The sequence below is a fragment of the Actinoplanes sp. NPDC051343 genome (assembly GCF_044455125.1).
Lineage (GTDB): Bacteria > Actinomycetota > Actinomycetes > Mycobacteriales > Micromonosporaceae > Actinoplanes.
Map to the genome: position 1 here is coordinate 963,866 of NZ_JBITEL010000001.1, position 19,412 is coordinate 983,277.

The following is a 19,412-nucleotide window of genomic DNA, read 5'->3' on the forward strand; positions in this document are numbered from 1 at the left end:
CGAAGGCCCCAAGCCAGTCCACGATCCCGGGAGCACTGGCGTCCCAGCCCGGCGGACCGACCCAGGAGCGTCGAAGGCCCCAACCGAGCCGACGATCCCGGGAGCCGAAGGCCCTACCCGGCCTACGATCCCAGGAGCGCCGGTGTCCCACCCCGGCCGACCGACCCGGCCGACCGACCCGGAGTGCCGTAGGCACCCGCCGAGCCGACCTCTTCAGGAGAGTGGGTCGCCAACCGACGCGCGCACACCAGCCGAGTCAATCGCGCAAGGCATTGAAGGCGGCCCAGATGATCGCGCAGCCGTCGCATGGCCAGATCCGGTTCCCGCTTCGCGAAGTTCGGGTCGGCCGCCTGGGAAAAGCTTTCCGCCGGATTGCGGCCTACGAAACGGCTGGAGCGATGGGCCCACCCACCGTTCCGAGCGGGCCGCTTGGTTCGGTCCACCTACGCAGCGCAGCCGGGCTGATCCCGCAAGGCAAGCCCGCACGCCAGCCAAGTCGATTGCCGACCTGAACCGAGCCGAGCGAGCGGTCCGTCGGTCGGTCGGTCGAGACCACTCGCGTCGGCCGGCACGAGCCGATGGCGCAGCCGCACGGTCAGAACAAGCCGAACATTGTCGCCGAGCCTTGCACCTCCGCTGGGCCGAACGCCAAAGAAAGGCGACTATCCGCGGCTGGGCAGAGCGTCCCGACCGAGTCGAGCGTCGCGGCCGGGCCCAGCGTCGCGGCGAAAATCAGCGTCACGGCTGGGCCAAGCGCCCCGGCCAGATCCAACGTCACAGCTGGGCCGAGCGTCGCAGCTAGGTCCAGCTTCGCCACGCGGTCCAGCATCGCCACCCGGTCCAGCACCGCGGCTGGGTCGGGAACCCCCCTGAAATCGCGGCCCCCGCCTCAATCGAGCATTCGGGTGGTCGAGCACCCCGCGTGAATCGAGCGCCGACCCGAGTGGGCACCCCGCGTGAGGCCGAGCACCCCGCGTGAGGCCGAGCACCCCGCGTGAGGCCGAGCACCCCGCGTGAGGCCGAGCACCCCGCGTGAGGCCGAGCACCCCGCGTGAGGTCGAGCACCCCGCGTGAGTCGAGATCCGAATGGGGTCAAATGTTGCCGCCGGGGCGGGTCCTCCCGGCCGCGGCCAGGCTGACTGGGCGGAATTACGATTCCCGGCCGACTTCAGGCGCCGGCCACAATCGCCGTCCCCGGCTTATCCGGGCGCCCGACCAAACCGGCCGAGCGAAACAGCTCCGCGGGACACCCGAGGAAAGTTGAGTGCGAAAGCCCCACGAAGGCGCGCCGGAACGGGGCCTTTGATAAGAATGGCCGGGTGGCGCAATTGCCGTCGGTGCAATCGGAACGGGGTGCAGGAAAGAAAGAGTTTCGGGAATGGCTGCCGCGGGGTCAGGCGGGCAGCGGCGTCGGCGGGATGAAGGCTGACACTGCGGCTGCCAGGTCCGACTTTGCGCCGACCACGTCTATGCCAAGGCCGTCCAAGACGGCCAGGGCCACGCACAAATCGCGGGCCGCGTCGTCGCCCTCGGCCTGCAAGGTGGTGCGTGGGAACAGGGCCTCGTCGCTGCAGAAGGCTGCGTCGGCTTCAATGCGGAAGCGGGAGTCGGCGGCGCCCGCCGGGATGGGCGGGAAGCGGTTCAAGTCGACTATGCCGCGGATGGCGTCGCGGAGGGACAGGTTGGCGCCGTCGACCACGATCATCTCCGGGCCGTGGCGGAGCAGCGGGAGCTGATCGTCCCAGGAGGCGGGAGTCGGCCCGGTCAGCACGGCCACCCGCGGTGACACCGTCAGGTCGGCGCAGTCGGCCGCCGACAGCGCCACCACATATTCCGCACCGGCCGGCAACGCCAGCAGTGGGCCGCCGGTCACCACCGGGCGATCGAAAGCCGCCATCAGATGCGCGATCAGAGCGGCCGCCATCGAACTATCAGTCACCCCGACCGTGCGCGCAGCGTGATCGGCCATCCAGAGGGCGCTACCAGAGGTGACCGGTATTCCCCGGGTCTTCAGCTCGTCGAGCCAGGGGTGCCCGGGAACCGAACCGACCACCACGTCGGCCGTCACCAGGGCGGGAAAAGCGTGGTCGCCCCCGGCCAGCGGGGCCAGGGAGGAATCCCAGGCAAGAGTGGCGTAGTCCGCCCGGTCGGAGACCGCCAGCAGGCGGGACGGCTGCACCTCGGCCAGGGCGCGGAGCGCGGCCCGCGCCGACGCGTCGGTCCCCCACACCGCCACCGACCGGCCCTTCAGGTCTGTCAGGCGCACGCGCAAGCCTCCTCGATGAGTCGCACTAGTATTGCGCTTCGGTCTTCCGACGGGAGTTTGCGGGTGCAGTTCCACGCGATGCGTTTTCCGAAGTACGCCTTCGACCCGGCCACCGGGACGGCGACGTTCGACTACCTGCTCGACGGCCCCGAGCCGCTCGAGTTCACGGAAACGATCACGTTCCCGACCACCGGCGACGAGCCGCCCGCGGCGTTCTACAAGGTGCTCGACCTGCTGCACGTGGTGGCCGGCGTCAGCTATTACAAGGTCGGGGCCCCGGCAAAAATCTACGCCCCGAAACCGGTCCCCCAGGCGGCCAACGACCTGTTCACCGCCGTCTACACCTACGGGCTCGCGGAATACGCCTACCGCAACCAACTCCCGTACGTCCTGGAACTGGCCGTGGAAACGCCCGGAGTGAGCGGAAACGCCGCGCCGATCGACAACAGCGACCGCAGGCCCCTTTCGCCGGTCGGCGGTGGCAAGGACTCCATCGTCACCCTCGAGATGCTCCGCGACGCCGGCCTCGACCCGGTCCCGTTCTCGGTCAACCCCAACTGGGTGATCAAGGCGGTCAACGAAGCCTCCGGCCTCGAGGCGCTGAGCGCGAAACGCCGGCTCGACCCGCGCCTGTTCGAGCTCAACAAGGCCGGCGCCCTCAACGGCCACATCCCGGTGACCGCCATCAACTCACTGATCGCGATCGCCACCGCCACTCTGCACGGGCTCGGACCGGTGGTGATGTCGAACGAGCGTTCCGCCTCCGACCCCAACCTGATCTGGAACGGTCACGAGATCAACCACCAGTGGTCCAAGGGGATCGACGCCGAGGGTCTCCTCCGGGCCGCGGTCACGGCCCACGCCGGCCTCACCGAGCCTTACTTCTCCCTGCTGCGCACGCTCTCCGAGCTGCACATCGCCCAGCTGTACGCGCGGCACGACCGTTACGACAGCGTCGTCACCAGCTGTAACAAGGCCTTCCTGCTCCATGACCCGACGGCGCGCTGGTGCGGTGACTGCCCGAAGTGCCGGTTCGTCTTCCTGGCCATGGCGCCGGCCATGAGGCACGACCGGCTGGTCGACATCTTCGGCCGCGACCTGTTCGCCGACGAGAAGCAGGTGCCCGGGTTCCTCGAGCTGCTCGGCATCGACGCGCACAAGCCGTTCGAGTGCGTCGGCGAGGTCGAGGAGTCGCTGGTCGCCCTGTCGATGCTCGACTACGACGCGCCGGTGCTGCGGGCGCTGCGGGCGGCCGTACCGGAGACGGCGTGGGCGCAGGCCGACCGGGACACGGTGCTCACGCCGGGTGGGCCTGGTTACGTCCCACCCGCGTACGCGAAGGTGCTCAATGACGCGGTCGCGTAAGCAAAGCGAGATCTACGTCGGCAACGCCGACGTTGATGCCCCCGGCGACCGCGGCTGGCTTCTCGGCTATTTCAAGTCGCCCGACGATCCGCGGCACAGCACCGACGTGGAGATCAAGTGGGGCCGGCATCCGAAGGGTGACCGGCGCGAGCAGTGGGTGCACGGCGAGGAACGCACCGCCCTGTTGATGCTGATCAGCGGCCGTTTCCACGTCGAGCTGCCGGACCGCACCGTGGTGCTGACGACGCCCGGTGACTATGTGTTGTGGGGCCCGGGCGTCGACCACTCCTGGGTGGCCGAGGAGCCGTCGGTCGTGGTCACCGTCCGCTGGCCGTCACTGCCGGGTTACGCGTTGACTCACTCCGGAGCGTCGTGATGGATGTGGTCGGGCGCCACTCCCAGTAAACGCAGGGCGGCCGAGGTTGCCGCCAGCATCAGCGGCGGCCCGGCCAGATAGACCTCGTGCCCCGACCACTCCCCGTAGGCCGCCACCGCGTCGGTGACCAGCCCCGACGCGTAAGGGCCGGGGTCGCCCTCGGACACCACCGGCACCACGGTCGCCCGCCGGGCCGCCCGGGCGATATCCGCGATCTCCTCGATGTCGTAGAGCTCGTCCAGGTTGCGTACGCCCCAGAACAGCACCGCCGACCGCGGATCTCCGGTGTCGGCCAGTTCGGCGAGCAGCGCCTTCAACGGCGCCACCCCGGTGTCCCCCGCGATCATCAGCAGGTTGCGGTCGGGCTCGGACGGGATGCCCATGTTGCCCTCGGCCCGGCTCAGCCGCACGTGGTCACCGACCTCGGTGCTGTAGACCAGCGTCCCGCTGACCCCGCTGCGTGTCTTGGCCCGCACGTGCAGCTCGATCAGGTCGTCCCGGCGAGGCTTTCCGGCCAGCGAGTACGGCCGCCAGACGCCCGGCAGCTCGGGCACCTCGACCCGCACATATTGCCCCGGCCGGAACGGCATCGGCAGGTAGGGCCGCAGCCGGATCACCGCCAGGTCGTGCCGCCGCAGCTCGTGCTCGACGACGACCGCGGTCCAGACCGTCGGCTGGTACTGCGTCAGCGTCTCCCCGTGCACAATCCACTCGTACGCGTGCTGCCACGTCGACCGCCACGCCACGTCGAAGTCTTCGCGCCAGGCCCCGGGCGGCATGCCCGACCGGATCGCCTGCGCCAGCGCCGCCCCGACGAGCTGCAGCTGATAGGGCCGCACACCGCATTCGGCGAGCGCCGCCCCGAGCAGCCCACACCCGGTGACCAGGCTCGGCGGCTGGTCGAGGTTGTGCACGAGCCAGGTCAGCCCCCGAGCCAGCTGATCGGTCTGGGTCTGCGCGTTCCCGGGCAGCGCTTGGAGCAGAGTCGGCTGCGCCTGGCGCAGGGCCGCCCGGAACCGCTCCGCGACCTCCCCCGGCCCACCGGCGAACGTCAAACTGGTGCTGAGCAGCCGCTGCGTCTCCCGCAACAGGGCATCGTCGGCCGGATCCATCCCGTCGATCGCCGCCCCGACCCGCCCGATCCCGGCCACGTGCGGATGCTCGGCATGCCCCCAAGGCGAGGCGGCCGCTTGCGGCCCGTCGGAGGCTCGGCCGACGACCGTACGTTCAAAACCCCCGCGGCCTTCCGCCGCCTGCACAGCTCCCGCAGCGTCCCCGATTTCCGTACGCGCGGAGCCCGCGCCAGCCGAACCAGCCCCGTCCCCGGCGTCTCTCTCCCCAGCGCGCGCACCCCCCGCCGGCTCACCACCGTCCCCAGCCCCAACCACACGCCCGCCCGCCTCACCCAGCCGGAACTGTGCCGCCGCGCCCTCGACCGCCCGCACCGGGCCGGCCCCGCGAGGCGCAGGCTCGACATCGCTGCCGATCTCTCCGCTACGGTCACCGCGCCCCAACCGCATCCCGGCCGCACCCGGCTGACCGTCGACCTCGCCGCTACCGTGACTGCGCTCCACCCGGCGCTCGGCCGCACCCAGCTCACCGCCGACCGCGCCGTCGCGGTCACCGCGCCCCGACCGACTCCCGGCCGCACCCGGCTCACCGCCGACCGCGCCGATGCCGTCGCCGCGGCCCGACCGGCTCCCGGCCGGACCGGCGGCGTCGTCCGGGTGCCGGCTGTCGAGTGACGGAAGCCCCGCCGGCCGCAGCTGGGGCCCATGCTCGAAGGGCGACACCGCCCCCACCTTCCGCGCCGGCCCGTCATCGAGCGCCTCGCCGGTGGTCGCCCCCGGCGTGGACCGCCCGAAGAAGTCAGCGGTCGCCTCCGGCGGGAACTCCTGCGGCGTCGCCGGCTCGCTGCCTGCTTGATCGTCCTCGGAGGAGTGCGGCATGGCCCATCCCGGCCGCGGCGGCTGGTCGGCGGCGGCCGGGAGCGCAGACTGCTGCCCTTGACCGAGGTCGGTCAGCGCCGCGGCGGTGTCGGCGACTCCGGCCGCCACCGCGTCGGGCGCCGCCTGACGCAACCGGATGGCCCGCAGAAGCGCCAGCAGGTGCTGATCAGCGCCGGAACCCGACCCCGAACCGGACGACACAGACACACCCCCGAGACGGCGGGACAGGAACAGTACAACCGTACTGCCGCGCGGCCTCACCTGTGAGGCCGACCTGGCGACGTCACAGACCGGGCACTGCCGCCATGCGCGAAACGGCCTCGTCGAGGATCTCGGGGCTGGTGGCGAAGTTGAGCCGTACGAAGCCGGCTCCCGCAGCTCCGAACCGGGTGCCCGGTTCGACCGCCACCCGGCCTTCCTGAAGGAACCGGGCCGCCGGCACCTCGTCCGGGCCCCACGCCGAGCAGTCGAGCCACGCGAGGTACGTCGCCTCGGGCGGATTCCACCGGACGTGGGGCATCCGCGTGGCCAGCAGGTCGGCCAGCTGGGCACGTCTCGCCGCCAGCGTGCCGAGCAGGGCGTCCAGCCAGGAGTCGCCCGCCGTGAACGCCGCGATCGACGCCAGGACGCCGAGGTGTCCGGTCCGCTCGTGTACCTCGGCCGGCATCCGGGCGACCAGCGACGCCATCCGCGGGGAGCCGGTCACGATCGCCGCGCACTTCAGGCCGGCCAGGTTGAACGCCTTGCTCGCCGACACCACCGCCACCGCCACCGAGGCCGCGCCCGGCACGCTGAGCAACGGGGTGAAGACGGCGCCCGGCAGCACCAGCGGCGCATGGATCTCGTCGCTGATCAGCAGTACGCCGTAGAGCCGCGCCAGCCGCACCAGCGCCGCCAGTTCGTCGAACGTGTGCACCCGCCCGACCGGGTTATGGGGGTTGCTGAGAATGTAGGCCGCCGGATGGGTCGCAAACGCGCGTTCCAGCGCGGCCAGGTCGAGGCAACCGCCGGTCAGCGGCACCGAGAGCAGCCGTGCCGACGCCTCGGGCGCCCAGTCGAAGAACGGCGGATAGACCGGCGGGCTGATCGCTATCACGTCACCGGGGCGTAGGCGCTGGCGCAGCACCTCGATCACTCCGACTCCCACGTCGGTGACGCTCGTCACCCCGAGCGGGTCGACCTCCCAGCCCCAGCGGCGGGACGCGAAACCCGCGTACGCCCGGCCCAGTTCGGCCGACGCCGGCGCGTACCCGGTGTCGGACCGGGAGATTGCGGCGTGCAGCGCCGCGGCGACCGGCGGGGCCAGGTCGTAGTCCATCTCGGCGACGAACAGCGGCAGGACGTCTTCGGGGTAATTGCGCCATTTCACGCTGGTGCGCAGACGCAGTTCGGCGAGGGGGGAGACGGTCAGTTCCGCAGTCATTCGGCCATCGTTGCAGGCGTACCCCGTCAAGGCGCGGCGAAGAATAGACCACGTATGCCGATTCTTCACCGGCTCTTAATGGTTCCCGGTCGCGGAAGCAGATTTGATGAGTTCATGCGCCTGGAGCCCGGGATCAGCCGTTGGATCGAGGCTGTCGCACTGCCGAACCGGCGAATCATCGCCACCCACCCATTGACCGGCGGATACAGTAACGAGAATATCCAAATAATCGTCGACGGCGGCGAGTCGTTCGTCCTGCGCCGCTACCGCCACTTCAACGCGTGCGCCGTCGAAACCGCGCTGGCCTGGCGCGTCGGCCAGTTGGTGCCGGTGCCGACGATCGTCGCGGCCGATCCCGACGGCCGCAGCGCGGGCGAGTCGGTGCTGCTCATGACGTTCATGCCGGGCCGGCCGATGAGTGAGGTGCTGCCCAGGCTGAGCGCCGGCGAGGCGGCCGAACTGGGACGTTCGACCGGTGCGGCGCTGGCGACGATCGGCACGGTCTCCTTCGATTCGCCGGGCTTTTTCTCCGGCAGTGATCTCGAGCCCGGGCCGCCGGGCGTCGACCCGACCGAGGGACTGCCGGAGTTCGTCGAGCGATGCCTCAAAGAAGGCAATGCCGAGGGGCATCTCACGCAGGCGGAGCAGAACGCTCTTTTGCGGCACGCGGAAAGAGTCGCGCCTCCGCTGACGTCTCTGCGCGGCTCCCGGCAGTTGGTCCACGCCGATTTCAATCCCAAGAACATCCTGGCCGAGCAGCACGACGGCCGCTGGTGGGTGACCGCCGTGCTCGACTGGGAGTTCGCGTTCAGCAGTTCGCCGCTGTTCGACGTCGGCAATCTGCTGCGCCACGAACGCGCGCCCGGCTTCGCCGACGCCTTCCTGCAGGGTTTCACCGAGTACGGCGGGTCGCTGCCCCCGGGGTGGCGCCAGCTCAGCCAGGCCCTCGACCTGTACTCGCTGGCCGACTTTCTCACCCGCCCGCCCGGCCACCGCTACTTCGCGCGCTCGATCGAAACCATCCGGGAGCTGCTCAGTCGCTGACCGCACCCCAGTCCAGCACCTGACCGTCGCGCACCAGCTCGCCGTAGAGCTCCGGCCGCGCCGGTCCGAGCAGCAGGTCGGCCAGGGGCGCGGCGGCCTCGGCCGGTGTCGGCGCGCCGCTGACGTCCCACCACAACCCCGACGTGGGGGTGTTGATCATGCCGGGGCACACCGCGAGCAGCATGATTCCCCGGCGTACGTCGTCGGCCCGCCGCGTGGCGGCGAGAGTTCGCACCGCAGCCACCTGGCCGATCTTCGACGGGATGTTGATGAAGCTCGGCCAGGCGCTCGCCCGCGCCCGGCCGCTGGCGACATCGTCCCGCCACCCCCGGATCGCCTCGTCGGGGTCGCCGTCGAACCGGGGGTGCAGCACCGGCGCCAGGTAGCGCAGCGTCCCCAGGCTGCTGGCCACGATCGCCAGCCGGCCGCCGTCGCGCAGCAGCGGCGCGAACGCCCGCAGCAGCCGCGTCGTCCCGAAGTTGTTGACCTCGGCGTACTCGTGGATGATCTTCCGCTCGTCGTCCTCCGGCCCGATCCGCATGACCGCGTTCCCGACGACGATGTCGATCCCGCCGTGCCGTTCCTCGATCGTGGTCGCCAGGCGCTGGGCCGCCTCGGGCTCGGCAACGTCGAAGACTTCGCCCCGCACCCCGAGTTCCTCCGCCACCGCCCGCACCGCGCCGGCACTGCGCCCCGTGACATAGACGGTGCCGACCTTCCGTGCGAGCGCTTCGCAGAGGGCCCTGCCCAGCCCCTGCGTAGCCCCGGTCACCAGTGCAACCCGCTCGTTCTGCGTCATGCCCCCCACGACAGCACGGTCGGTGCGGCGTTCCCTGGTGCCGTTGGTACCAGCCTCTAATCGCGTCCTAGGATCCTGGGCTGATCGTCTCCGGGCGATAATGCTTCTGTGCCGGACTTCATCACCGACCCCGACGACGCGCGCATCGGCGACTACCGGGCCCTCACCGACGTCGAGCTGAGGACCAGGTGGGAACCGCCGAACGGGCTGTTCATCGCCGAGGGCGAGCTGGTCATCCACCGGGCGTTGCGCGCCGGTTACGAGATGCGGTCGGCGCTCGTCGACGAGAAACGGGTGGATCAGCTGACCGGCCTGCCGCCGGCCTCCCCCCTGTACGCGGCGTCACCGGCGGTCCTCGAATCGATCACCGGCTTCCATGTGCACCGCGGCATCCTGGCGTCGTTCCACCGCAAGCCTCCACGGCCGGTCGGCAAGGTGCTGGCCGACGCCCGCCGGATAGTCGTGCTCGAAGGCTTGAACACCCACACCAACCTGGGCGCCCTGTTCCGCAGCGCGGCCGCCCTCGGCATGGACGCCGTGATCCTCTCCCCGGACTGCGCCGACCCGCTCTACCGCCGCGCGGTCCGGGTCAGCATGGGCGAGGTCTTCGCCATCCCGTACGCGAAGTCGGACGACTGGGCCGGCACCCTGACCGAGATCAGCGCGGCCGGCTTCACCCTGCTGGCGATGACTCCCGCGCCCGACGCCGTACCCCTGGCCGGCCTGACCCCCGCCCAGCGTGACCGGCCCGCCCTGATGCTGGGCGCCGAAGGCCCCGGCCTGACCCGGCGGGCGCTGGCCGCGTCCGACGTCCGCGTCGTCATACCCATGCACCACGACGTCGACTCCCTGAACGTGGCGACGGCGGCCGCGATCGCCTTCTACGAACTGACCCGATGACGGCACGGCCGGTGCCGCCCGCGCGCCGGGGTTGTGACCCATCCCACAGGCTTCGGATGCGTTCCATCCGGCGGCTGTCTCCGTCTTGGCCAGGTGAATACCGACAATGGCGATTGGCAGTCCGCGCGCGCCCGGGCCCGGGTGCCCGGCTCACCGGGAGGCAGTGCACCGGTGGGCTCGACGCGGCCGGTCGGCAAAGCCTCAGTGGGCAGCGCCTCAGTGGGCAGCGCCTCAGTCGGCGGCCGGGCCGCGGTGGTCCGTCCCGGCGGCGGCCGTCCGGCTGGCTCCGGCGGCGAGGGCAGCGAGGGCAGCGAGGGCAGCGAGGGCAGCGAGGGCAGCGAGGGCGGACCGAAGCCCAAGTCGAAGGTGGCCAAGCGTCGCCGGCGTACCAACATTCTGACCGCGGCCGCGGCGGTGGTGGTGATTCTGCTGGGTGCCGGGGTGGTGGGTGGTACCTACTTCTTCGACAGTGTGGAGTTGCCGCCGCCGGTCAGTGAGGATCAGTCGAACACGATCCTCGACGGGGCGGGCAATGTGCTGGCCAAGGTGGGTGAGCAGAACCGCACGGTGGTGCCCGAGGCGAAGATCAACAAGGTTGTCGAGCATGCGGTCGCGGCGGCCGAGGACAGAAACTTTTACACCCATCACGGCATCGACATGAAGGGCATCGTGCGTGCCGCGTGGAACAACTTCACCGGCGGTGCGACGCAGGGTGCCTCGACGATCACTCAGCAGTACGCGCGGCACGTCGCGAACCTGAAAGCGATCAGCATCAACCGCAAGCTGCGCGAGGCGGTGATCGCCCGCAAGCTGGAGTCGCAGTACGACAAGAACCAGATCATGGGTATGTACCTGAACTACATCGATCTGGGTGAGGGCCGGCAGGGTATCGAGGCCGCGGCGCAGGGCTATTTCGGTAAGTCGGTGACGACGCCGGCGGGGCAGAAGAACGCGATCACCCCGGATGAGGCGGCGGTGCTGGCGTCGATCATCAAGCAGCCGTATCCGGTCAAGGGTGGTGCTCCGGGTTTCGACCCGAACTACAACCTGGCCGGGGCGAAGGATCGCTGGGAATACACCATGAAGAACATGGTGGACATGCACTGGATCACTCAGCAGGAGTATGACCAGCGCAAATATCCGGCGGTGAAGAAGCCGAGTTCGGACACGTGTAAGACGTGCGCGGCGGACAAGCCGGTCGGCATGATCATCCGGCATGTGAAGGCGGAACTGAACGCGGCCGGCATCCCCGAATCGGCGTTCGAACAGGGCGGCCTGACCGTCACCACCACCATCGACCCCAAGGTGCAGAAGGCGGCCGAGGACGCCGGTTCCCGCACGAACGCCGACTCGCCCATGCACAAGCTGAGCTCGAAATACCAGTCGGCGGTCATCGGCATCGACCCCAACACCGGGCGGGTGCTCGGCTATTACGGCGGTGACGACCCCAATGGGCTCGACTACGCCGGCTACCTGTCCGGCGACGGCACCTCGATCAATGGCGGCCAGTCCCCCGGTTCCAGCTTCAAGATCTACACGCTGGCCGCCGGCCTGCAGCAGGGCGTGTCCTTCGACTCCACATGGGACGTCGACAAACGCCGGAACAACGGCGGCGTCATCAACAACTCGGGCGCCGATCCCGGCGAGCTGTGCCACGGCAACGGGCGTCACTGCGACCTGGAAACGGCGACGATCAAGTCGTACAACTTCCCGTTCTATTGGATCGCGGACGCGATCGGCCGCGACAAGGTGATCGAGGCGGCCAAGCAGGCCGGCCTCAAACACCTTTTCCAGGACGGCAAGCGGGCGCCGGTCGACCTGACCCGGACCGACGCGAAAACCTGGACCCGGTCCGGCTACTTCGACAACGAGGTCGCCTTCGGTCAATATCGCGTCGTCCCGCTCGAACACGCCGAGGGCGTGGCGACCATTGTCGGCCAAGGCGTGCATCACACCGCCCACTTCCTCAAGTCGGTGACCCAGGTCAATGCCGACACCGGCCGGAAAGACACGCTGCTAACCGAGAACACCGCCGGCAACCGGGTCTTCGCGGCCGACACGATGTCCAACGAGTCGGCCGTCATGGGCAAGATCGTCACCACCGACCACCGCGACCTCAAGGGCGGCCGCGCGTCGATCGCCAAGAGCGGCACCTGGGAGTACGACGACGGCAGGGACAAGCACATCGGTTCCGGCGACTGCTGGTTCGTCGGCGGCATCCCGCAACTGGCGGCCACGGTCTGGGTCGGCGCCAAGCGCTCGAAATTCGAAATGCACGAACCGGCGGAGTACGGCGGCCGCGACATGGCCGGCGCCGGCACCCCGGCCCGGGTCTGGGACGCATTCCTCAACGCCGCGGCCAAATCCAAGAATTGGAACAATGAGGCGTTCCCGCCCCGGCAGAAGACCGGCGACCCGAGCCGATTCGGCAACGGCGTGACACCGCCGCCGGACCCGTCGTCGAACAGCGGCTGCCCCCTCGAAACGGTCGGCATTACCTGCGACGACAAACCGCGGTAATGATGGTGGTGTGGTGCAACGGGCGGAGCTGGGGGCATTCCTGCGGGCGCGTCGAGAGGCCGGCGATCCGGTCGCGGCCGGATTCGGGGCCGGGCCCCGCAGGCGTACGCCCGGACTCCGCCGCGAAGAACTCGCACAGCTCGCCGGGCTGAGCGTCACCTGGTACACCTGGCTCGAACAGGCGCGCGACATCAGCGTCAGCCGGCCGGTCGTGAACAGCCTGGCCCGGGCGCTCGGGCTGACCCCGGCCGAGCGGGCCCACCTGTTCACGCTGGCCGGGCTGGCGCTGCCGCCCGCGATGCGCACCCAGCCGGTGGCCGAACCGATGCTCGCGCGGCTGGCCAACGCGCTGAACCCGCATCCGGCCTACGTCGCCACGCCGTGGTGGGACGTCCTGGCCTGCAACGACGCGTACGCGAACCTGATCGGTGGCATCGAAGCGGGACCGAACGTCCTCTGGATGATGTTCACCGAGCCGGGGCACGTCGTCGACTGGGAAACCGAGGCGCGGTCGATGGCCGGACAGTTCCGGGCCGCGCTCGGACGCCACCCGGACGATCCGCGCGGCCCCGAACTGCTCGAGGCCCTGCTCGACGTGCCCGCCTTTCGTGAGCTGTGGGCCGAGCACACCGTCACCGAGTTCGAGCCACGACGCAAACGGCTCCGGCACCCCACGCTCGGCCGGCTGGACTTCGACTACACCAAGCTGGCCGCCGCCGCCGACGACCGCCAGTTCCTGGTCGCTTTCCTGCCCGCCCTGGATCCTCTGTCCTAGAGCTTGTCCTAGCCGAGGCGGTAGGTCAGGTGGGTGGCGTGGGAGGACACCCGGACGTGGATCTGCCGCAGGGAGCGGGGCGCGGCGCCGGTGAAGAGCGGCGTGCCGCCTCCGAGCAGGACCGGCGCGAGGTGCAGCCGTAGCTCGTCGACCACTCCGGCCTCGATCGCCGTACGGATCGTGCGGCCACCGCCCATGATGACCACGTCGCGGTCGTCGGCCATCGAGACGCCCTTCGACACCGCCGAGCCGATGCCGTCGACGACGAACGTGGTGCGGTCGGCCAGCCGGACCTCGGCCGGCGGCGTGCGGGTGACGACCAGCAGCGGGGGCTGGGCGGCGCGGGCGGCGCCGTAGCCCATCTCGTCGTTCCAGCCGTCGGGTGCGTCGATGATGTCGAACAGGCGGCGGCCCATGACGACCACACCGGTGGCGTCCACCGCGTCGTCGAGAACCTCGGTGTCGACCGGGTCGGGCTCGAGCGCCCACGTGTGCAGGCCCTCGCCGCCCCGGCCCAGGCCGAGGCCGGGGGCGACATCGGGGCCGGTGACGAAACCGTCCAGCGACATCGAGATGTCGGCGACGACCTTGGGCATGGTGCTCCTTCCGGTGGCGTGCTCCCTGAGCATGCCACCGGACTCACACCCGCGGTATCAGCCGGCTGCTGGTCCAGGCCAGGCCGGTGCCGGCGGCCAGCAAAAGCAGAGCCCCTACCGTGGGTAGGGGCTCCTTGGTGAACGGGGTGGCTCCGATCGCCGCCGCGGCCAGCATCAGCAGCACCCCGTCGGCCGGGTTGACCAGCTTGGAGCGGAAGACCGCCCACCCCAGCAGCAGCCAGCCCCCGGCGCTGCAGGCCGCGCCGACCAGGGTCATCGCGCGCATCCCTTCGGCGGTGAGCGGCGAGCCTTCGGCCGCTACCCCGGGCGGCAACGCCGCCACCGGCAGGGCGATCACGAAACCGGCGAGGCCGAGGAGAAGGCCGGCGAGGGCTGGACGATGCGTACGGGCCCCGGCGAGCAACCCGGCCAGCGCGATCATGGCGACCAGGCTGAGCCAGGCGGCGGCCAGTTCGACGACGAGCGAGCCGGGCACCGGCTTGACGCCGAGCGAACTCCAGCCCTGGAACAGGGCGGCCGCGGGCAGAGCCCAGAGGGCCAGGCGGGCGTAACGGCGGACCGACCAGATCCAGACCGCCTCGCGTACCGGAAGGTGTGGATGGGCCGCCGCGCCGGCGGCCGGCCTCGCGGCCCCGACCCAGGCCGGAGAGACCCGGAGCGGCCGGCCGCTCGCCGTGTGGTGATGGCTGATGCTCATGGCGCCGCCTCGTGTGGGCTCAGCCGAGCGGCCCGGGGGCACCGTCGGGAATCCTGCGCCAGCAGCATGACAAACCCGTGAACGGCATGCGGCGAAATCCACGAAATACCCCCGGCGTCGGCGAAGCGCACCCCGCCGCTGCGGCGCCGGACCCGCCGATCAGGAAATCGACCGGCCGTGGGCCATCGATGATTGCCGCGGTCGAGGGAAACGGGCGTGCTCGCCTGGAAGCGCGTCGCGATGCTCCGAGCCCGCTGCCGGCCATCCGCTCGAGCGCGCGGTGCTGCTCGTGGGTGGCGGTGTCACCGCGGTTGTTCACCGCGGCGCAAGATCCGACGACGCCGTCGGCCACCCGCTCATCGCGGCGCAAAAATCCCACGGCGCCGTCGGCCGGATCGCGGCTCGATGAGCACGCACGGAGGGTGACGACGGCCGGGCGGACATGCTGACCAAGGTGATTGATCATGGTCACTCGCGGGTGTTTTTCGAGAATTTTCCAGACAGCGTGCGCGGGTCGCCTGGCCTGGGGAAACACCGGCGCTCGCGAGGGGTCGGCGAGGGGTCATCGACGGAATGCGTTGAACCGTCCGGGCGGAGAGGCCCGTACTGGCACGCATCCGGCACATCAAGTCTCGACGAGGAGTGACGATGAGATCGCGGGCGTACCGAAGGAACCGGGACAACGGGAACCGGCGCAAGGTGATCGGGGCGGTCGTCGTAGCGGGTGTGCTGACCGCGGGCGGGCTGGCGGGAGTCCAGATCGCGTCGGCGAGCACGACGCCGGCCGCGGCGAAGGTCGTCACCGTGAACGGGCAGCAGTTCGACGTGTCGAAGTGCGCGAAGCTGGAGATCAACGGCGCGGACGTGCTCTGCGACGGCGCGAAGCTGGCACCCCAGCAGGAGCAGGGCGCGAACGACGCCGCCCTCGCGTCGGCGGCGGCCCTCGAGACGGCGTGCGACACGTTCGCGGCGGACGCGGCGGCAGCCGACCAGAACGCGGCCGACCAGAACGCCGGTGACCAGCAGGGCGCGGCGGGAGACGATGCAGCCGGAGACAAGGCCGGTGACAACGCGGGTGACAATGCCGGCGACAAGGCGGCCGGCAAGTCCGGTGATAAGGCGGCCGGGAAGGCCACCGCTGACAAAGCCGCCGGCGGGAAGGCCGCGGCCGCAAAGGCGGCCGCCAAGAACAAGAAGCTGGCGAAGAAGTGGGCCAAGGCGGTAGCCGCGGCGAAGAAGAAGGCCGCCGCCAAGGGTGGCGACAAGGCGGCCGAGCCGTCCGCCTCCGCGAGCGACGCCGCCGGCCAGGCCGGTGACCAGGCAGGCAACGCGGGTGACCAAGGCGCCAACGCCGGTGACCAGGCCGGTAACGCCGCCTCGCAGGCCGCGGTGACCTCGGCCCAGGCCAGCCTGCTGCAGGCCTGCCTGGCGCTGGCCGACGCCAAGACCGCGGCCGGCATCGCCGGTGCCGGTGCCGGTGCGGACGACAACGGCGGCGCCGACCAGAGCGCACCCCCGAGCGTCGAGCCGTCGGACAGCGCCGGCGCCGACCCCTCCCAGTCGGCCTCCTCGACCGACTGACGACCAGAAATCAGATGGCCGGTCCCGCTTCGCAGCGGGACCGGCCATTTTTCGTACAGGTGTGAATCAGGCCCTTTCGGGTTCCTGCTGCTGCTGCCCGTTGTAGTCGGCACTGCCCAGCGCGGCCGACGGCGGGATCGGGTCGGGGGCCGGGAGGGCCGCCGTACGGTCCGGGTCGACGGCTGGGGCGTTGCCGCTGACCTGGGCTTCCGCCGTGCGTACGGCCTCGTCGACCTTGGCCGCCTCGGCGGCCGCCGCCTGGGCGGCTTCGGCTGCCTCGCGCTCGACCGCGCCCGCGTCGACCTCCGACGTCGGCTTGTCGCCGACCATGTTGGCCAGGCCGCCGAGCGCGCCGCCGAGGCCGTCCAGGGCCCTGCTGAGTTCCGTCGGCACGATCCACACCTTGTTGGCGGTGCCGTTCGCGATCTGCGGCAGGGCTTGCAGGTATTGGTAGGCCAGCACCTTCTGGGACGGGTTGGCCTGGTGGATCGCGTCGAAGACGGTGCGGATCGCCTTGGCCTGGCCCTCGGCCTGGAGGATGCGGGACTGCCGGTCGCCGTCGGCACGCAGCACCGACGCCTGCTTCTCGCCCTCGGCGGTGAGGATCGCCGCCTGCTTGTGGCCCTCGGCGTTGAGGATGGTGGCGCGCCGCTCGCGCTCGGCGCGCATCTGCTTCTCCATCGAGTCGCGGATGCTCGGCGGCGGCTCGATCGCCTTGATCTCGACGCGGGTGACCTTGATGCCCCAACGGCCGGTGGTCTCGTCGAGCACCATGGACAGATGGCGGTTGATCTCCTCGCGGCTGGTCAGGGCGCGCTCCAGATCGAGGGAGCCGATGACGTTACGCAGGGTGGTGACCGTCAGCTGTTCGATGGCCTGCAGGAAGTTGGCGATCTCGTAGGTGGCCCGCACCGGGTCGACGACCTTGTAGTAGAGGACCGTGTCGATCGACACGACCAGGTTGTCCGAGGTGATCACGGGCTGGGGCGGGAAGGACACGACCGCCTCACGCATGTCCAGCTTGTTGCGTACGGAGTCGACGAACGGGATCAGCAGGTTGAGCCCGGGGCTCAGCGTCCGCTTGTACTTGCCCAGCCGTTCCACGATGTCCATCCGCTGCTGCGGGACGACACGGACCGATCGAACGAGAGTAGTGACGGCGAAGATCAAAATCACCAGGATGAGAACACCGATTACAGCTTCCATGGCGCCTCTCTTTTATGTGTTCGGGCTCTAAAGGTTCGGAAGATCTTCACGCCAGACGATCACGGTGGCGCCGAGGACCTTGATGACCCGCACGCGTTCACCGGGGAGATATTTCTCCTGATGGTCGAACGAGCGGGCCTGCCATATCTCGCCGTCAATCTTGATCATTCCGCGATCGCCGTCCACTTCTTCCAGGACGGTGCCGTGACCGCCCTCGATCGCCTCCAGCCCGAACTGCGTGTCGTCGGTCTCGGCGGCCGACTTGGCATGACGCATGATGATCGGCCGCAGCGCGGCCACCGACAGCCCCGAGACCACAGCGAAAGTGATCACCTGAAGGAGCAGCGACGCGCCGAGCGCCGCCACACCGGCCGCGGCCAGTGCACCGACCGCGAAGAAAATGATGAACAGGGTCGCCGTGAAAGCCTCGGCGATCGCGAGTACGACGCCGAGCACGATCCAGAGAATCGCTTCCACCCTTCGATCGTGACACGCGTACGCACATACTGCGATCCTGCGTTTCCCGAAACCTTGGCAGGCAGTTAAACCCGTGAGTCAACCATCGAAGGGGTCCACCGTGTCGTTACTGCCGGACACCGCCCGCCGGGTCGACGAGATCGCCGCTCGCGCCCAGGCCCGGGGGCGTACGCCGTCCCTGGTGCTCGCCGTGGTCCGTGACCGCGCGGTACTGCATTTCGCCGGCGTCGGCGAGCAGCCCCGGCCGGACGCGAAGACGCAGTACCGCCTGGGCTCGATCACCAAGACGCTGACCGCGACGATGGTCATGCAGCTGCGCGACGAGGGGTTCTTCGCCCTCGACGACCTGCTCTACCGCCATCTGCCGGGCACCCCGGTCGGCGGGGTGACGCTGCGCCAGCTGCTCGGGCATGTGTCGGGCCTGCAGCGGGAGCCGGACGGCGCGTGGTGGGAACGGCGCGACGGCGGCGACGTCGACCAGCTGCTGGCCGAGCTGGGCTACGACAAGCTGTACGGCGCTCCGTTCCGGCGCTACCGCTACTCCAACCTGGCGTACGGGCTGCTCGGCGCGGTCCTGGAGCGGGTGACCGGGGAAACGTGGCAGTCGCTGGCCGCCAAGCGGGTCCTCGACCCGCTGGGCATGAAACGGACGACCTATCTGCCGGTGGAGCCGTTCGCCCGCGGTTACGTGGTGCACCAGCTGGACGGCACGCTGCACGAGGAGCCGCGCTGCGACGCGGGGGCGATGGCGCCGGCCGGGCAGCTCTGGTCGACGGCGACCGACATGGCGAAGTGGGCGGCGTTCCTGACCGATCCGGCCCCGGCGGTGCTGGCCCGGGAGACGGTCGACGAGATGTGCACGCCGGTCGTGATCAACGACCTGGAGTCGTGGACCGGCGGCCACGGGCTGGGCCCCGAGCTGTTCCGGGTCGGCGAGCGGGTCTACGTCGGGCACAGCGGTTCGATGCCGGGCTATCAGGCCTTTCTGACGGTGCATCGGCGGAGCCGGCTCGGCGTGGTGGTGTTCGCCAACTCGTACAGCCTGACCGGGACCAGCATCAAGGACGTCGGCCTGGCCGCGCTGGACGCGGCGGTCGACGCCGAGCCGGCCACGCCGGCGACCTGGCTGCCGGCGACGCCACCGGACGGCGAGGCGGCCGAGATCTGCGGGCGCTGGTGGTGGATGGGCCGGGAGTACGAGGTGGCGGCCGACGGCGACGCGGTGGAGATGACTTACAACGGCCGGGGCTCGCGCTTCGTGCGGGAGGCGCCGGACCGCTGGCGCGGGGTCGACGGCAAGGACGAGGGCGAGATCCTGACCCTTCTCCGCGACCCGGAGACCGGCCGGGTCGACAAGATCGACGTAGCCACCTTCGTCTTCAGCCGCGACCCCCACCATTTGGCCTAGCCCACGCGG

19 protein-coding genes are annotated in these 19,412 nt (G+C 70.3%); 9 read left to right on the top strand and 10 right to left on the bottom strand.

The genetic code is table 11. The features are described 5' to 3' along the window. Positions 1–595: 595 nt before the first annotated feature. Positions 596–847, bottom strand: a complete 252-nt coding sequence (locus tag ACIA5C_RS04195; protein WP_396051062.1) for a hypothetical protein — start codon at positions 845–847, stop codon at positions 596–598. A 546-nt stretch (positions 848–1,393) separates the two neighbouring features. Beyond that, positions 1,394–2,266, bottom strand: a complete 873-nt coding sequence (locus ACIA5C_RS04200) for a hypothetical protein (protein WP_396051064.1) — start codon at positions 2,264–2,266, stop codon at positions 1,394–1,396. 78 nt (positions 2,267–2,344) lie between these two features. On the opposite strand from ACIA5C_RS04200, the gene ACIA5C_RS04205 reads away from it, so the two are divergent. Continuing rightward, complete coding sequence (locus ACIA5C_RS04205; RefSeq protein WP_396051067.1) at positions 2,345–3,631, top strand: hypothetical protein; 1,287 nt, start codon at positions 2,345–2,347, stop codon at positions 3,629–3,631. Next, positions 3,615–4,007 carry a signal peptidase I gene (locus ACIA5C_RS04210; RefSeq protein ID WP_396051069.1) on the top strand — a complete coding sequence of 131 codons (393 nt, stop codon included), beginning with the start codon at positions 3,615–3,617 and terminating at the stop codon, positions 4,005–4,007. The genes ACIA5C_RS04205 and ACIA5C_RS04210 overlap by 17 nt, the downstream gene beginning before the upstream one ends. On the opposite strand, the gene ACIA5C_RS04215 is transcribed toward ACIA5C_RS04210, so the two are convergent. After that, entirely contained in the window at positions 3,989–5,158 is a 1,170-nt protein-coding gene (locus ACIA5C_RS04215) for an FAD-binding oxidoreductase (RefSeq protein ID WP_396051071.1), read from the bottom strand. The two genes, ACIA5C_RS04210 and ACIA5C_RS04215, sit on opposite strands and share 19 nt — an antisense overlap. A gap of 39 nt (positions 5,159–5,197) precedes the next feature. Between ACIA5C_RS04215 and ACIA5C_RS04220 the strand changes: the two genes are divergently transcribed. After that, positions 5,198–5,752: a hypothetical protein gene (locus ACIA5C_RS04220; RefSeq protein ID WP_396051073.1), complete on the top strand. Its 555-nt coding sequence runs from the start codon at positions 5,198–5,200 to the stop codon at positions 5,750–5,752. Positions 5,753–6,239: 487 nt separating this feature from the next. Here ACIA5C_RS04220 and ACIA5C_RS04225 read toward each other — a convergent pair whose 3' ends face one another. After that, positions 6,240–7,274, bottom strand: a complete 1,035-nt coding sequence (locus tag ACIA5C_RS04225; RefSeq protein ID WP_396051076.1) for a MalY/PatB family protein — start codon at positions 7,272–7,274, stop codon at positions 6,240–6,242. Here ACIA5C_RS04225 and ACIA5C_RS04230 point away from each other — a divergent pair. Continuing rightward, positions 7,233–8,423 carry a phosphotransferase family protein gene (locus tag ACIA5C_RS04230; RefSeq protein ID WP_396051078.1) on the top strand — a complete coding sequence of 397 codons (1,191 nt, stop codon included), beginning with the start codon at positions 7,233–7,235 and terminating at the stop codon, positions 8,421–8,423. The two genes, ACIA5C_RS04225 and ACIA5C_RS04230, sit on opposite strands and share 42 nt — an antisense overlap. Here ACIA5C_RS04230 and ACIA5C_RS04235 read toward each other — a convergent pair. Beyond that, positions 8,413–9,222 (bottom strand): SDR family NAD(P)-dependent oxidoreductase, encoded by an 810-nt coding sequence (locus ACIA5C_RS04235; protein WP_396051080.1) that lies wholly within the window; start codon positions 9,220–9,222, stop codon positions 8,413–8,415. The genes ACIA5C_RS04230 and ACIA5C_RS04235 overlap by 11 nt on opposite strands. Positions 9,223–9,330: 108 nt before the next feature. On the opposite strand from ACIA5C_RS04235, the gene ACIA5C_RS04240 reads away from it, so the two are divergent. The 3 genes from ACIA5C_RS04240 (at position 9,331) to ACIA5C_RS04250 (ending at position 13,417) form a co-directional block, all read left to right on the top strand. Beyond that, the gene (locus ACIA5C_RS04240) at positions 9,331–10,122 is read left to right on the top strand and encodes a TrmH family RNA methyltransferase (RefSeq protein WP_396051082.1); all 792 of its coding nucleotides are present in this window, start codon (positions 9,331–9,333) and stop codon (positions 10,120–10,122) included. 219 nt (positions 10,123–10,341) lie between these two features. After that, positions 10,342–12,642: a transglycosylase domain-containing protein gene (locus ACIA5C_RS04245; protein WP_396051084.1), complete on the top strand. Its 2,301-nt coding sequence runs from the start codon at positions 10,342–10,344 to the stop codon at positions 12,640–12,642. 10 nt (positions 12,643–12,652) lie between these two features. Then, positions 12,653–13,417 carry a helix-turn-helix transcriptional regulator gene (locus ACIA5C_RS04250; RefSeq protein ID WP_396051086.1) on the top strand — a complete coding sequence of 255 codons (765 nt, stop codon included), beginning with the start codon at positions 12,653–12,655 and terminating at the stop codon, positions 13,415–13,417. 8 nt (positions 13,418–13,425) lie between these two features. On the opposite strand, the gene ACIA5C_RS04255 is transcribed toward ACIA5C_RS04250, so the two are convergent. From ACIA5C_RS04255 to ACIA5C_RS04265, 3 genes are read right to left on the bottom strand one after another with little or no spacing between them, the layout of a single operon-like run. Beyond that, positions 13,426–14,013 (bottom strand): dihydrofolate reductase family protein, encoded by a 588-nt coding sequence (locus ACIA5C_RS04255; protein WP_396051088.1) that lies wholly within the window; start codon positions 14,011–14,013, stop codon positions 13,426–13,428. A gap of 43 nt (positions 14,014–14,056) precedes the next feature. Further along, the gene (locus ACIA5C_RS04260) at positions 14,057–14,731 is read right to left on the bottom strand and encodes a hypothetical protein (protein ID WP_396051090.1); all 675 of its coding nucleotides are present in this window, start codon (positions 14,729–14,731) and stop codon (positions 14,057–14,059) included. Positions 14,732–14,750: 19 nt separating this feature from the next. Further along, complete coding sequence (locus ACIA5C_RS04265) at positions 14,751–15,203, bottom strand: hypothetical protein (RefSeq protein WP_396051092.1); 453 nt, start codon at positions 15,201–15,203, stop codon at positions 14,751–14,753. A gap of 176 nt (positions 15,204–15,379) precedes the next feature. Between ACIA5C_RS04265 and ACIA5C_RS04270 the strand changes: the two genes are divergently transcribed. Further along, entirely contained in the window at positions 15,380–16,312 is a 933-nt protein-coding gene (locus ACIA5C_RS04270) for a hypothetical protein (protein ID WP_396051094.1), read from the top strand. Positions 16,313–16,378: 66 nt separating this feature from the next. Here the strand turns inward: ACIA5C_RS04270 and ACIA5C_RS04275 are convergent, their stop codons facing one another. Both ACIA5C_RS04275 and ACIA5C_RS04280 read right to left on the bottom strand, forming a co-directional pair. Beyond that, on the bottom strand, positions 16,379–17,518 hold the full coding sequence (locus ACIA5C_RS04275) for an SPFH domain-containing protein (protein WP_396051096.1): 1,140 nt from the start codon (positions 17,516–17,518) through the stop codon (positions 16,379–16,381). A gap of 27 nt (positions 17,519–17,545) precedes the next feature. Continuing rightward, positions 17,546–17,995, bottom strand: coding sequence for an NfeD family protein (locus ACIA5C_RS04280; protein ID WP_396051098.1), 450 nt, complete (start codon positions 17,993–17,995; stop codon positions 17,546–17,548). Between the two features lie 100 nt (positions 17,996–18,095). On the opposite strand from ACIA5C_RS04280, the gene ACIA5C_RS04285 reads away from it, so the two are divergent. Continuing rightward, the gene (locus ACIA5C_RS04285; protein WP_396051099.1) at positions 18,096–19,403 is read left to right on the top strand and encodes a serine hydrolase domain-containing protein; all 1,308 of its coding nucleotides are present in this window, start codon (positions 18,096–18,098) and stop codon (positions 19,401–19,403) included. The last annotated feature ends 9 nt before the right edge of the window (positions 19,404–19,412 follow it).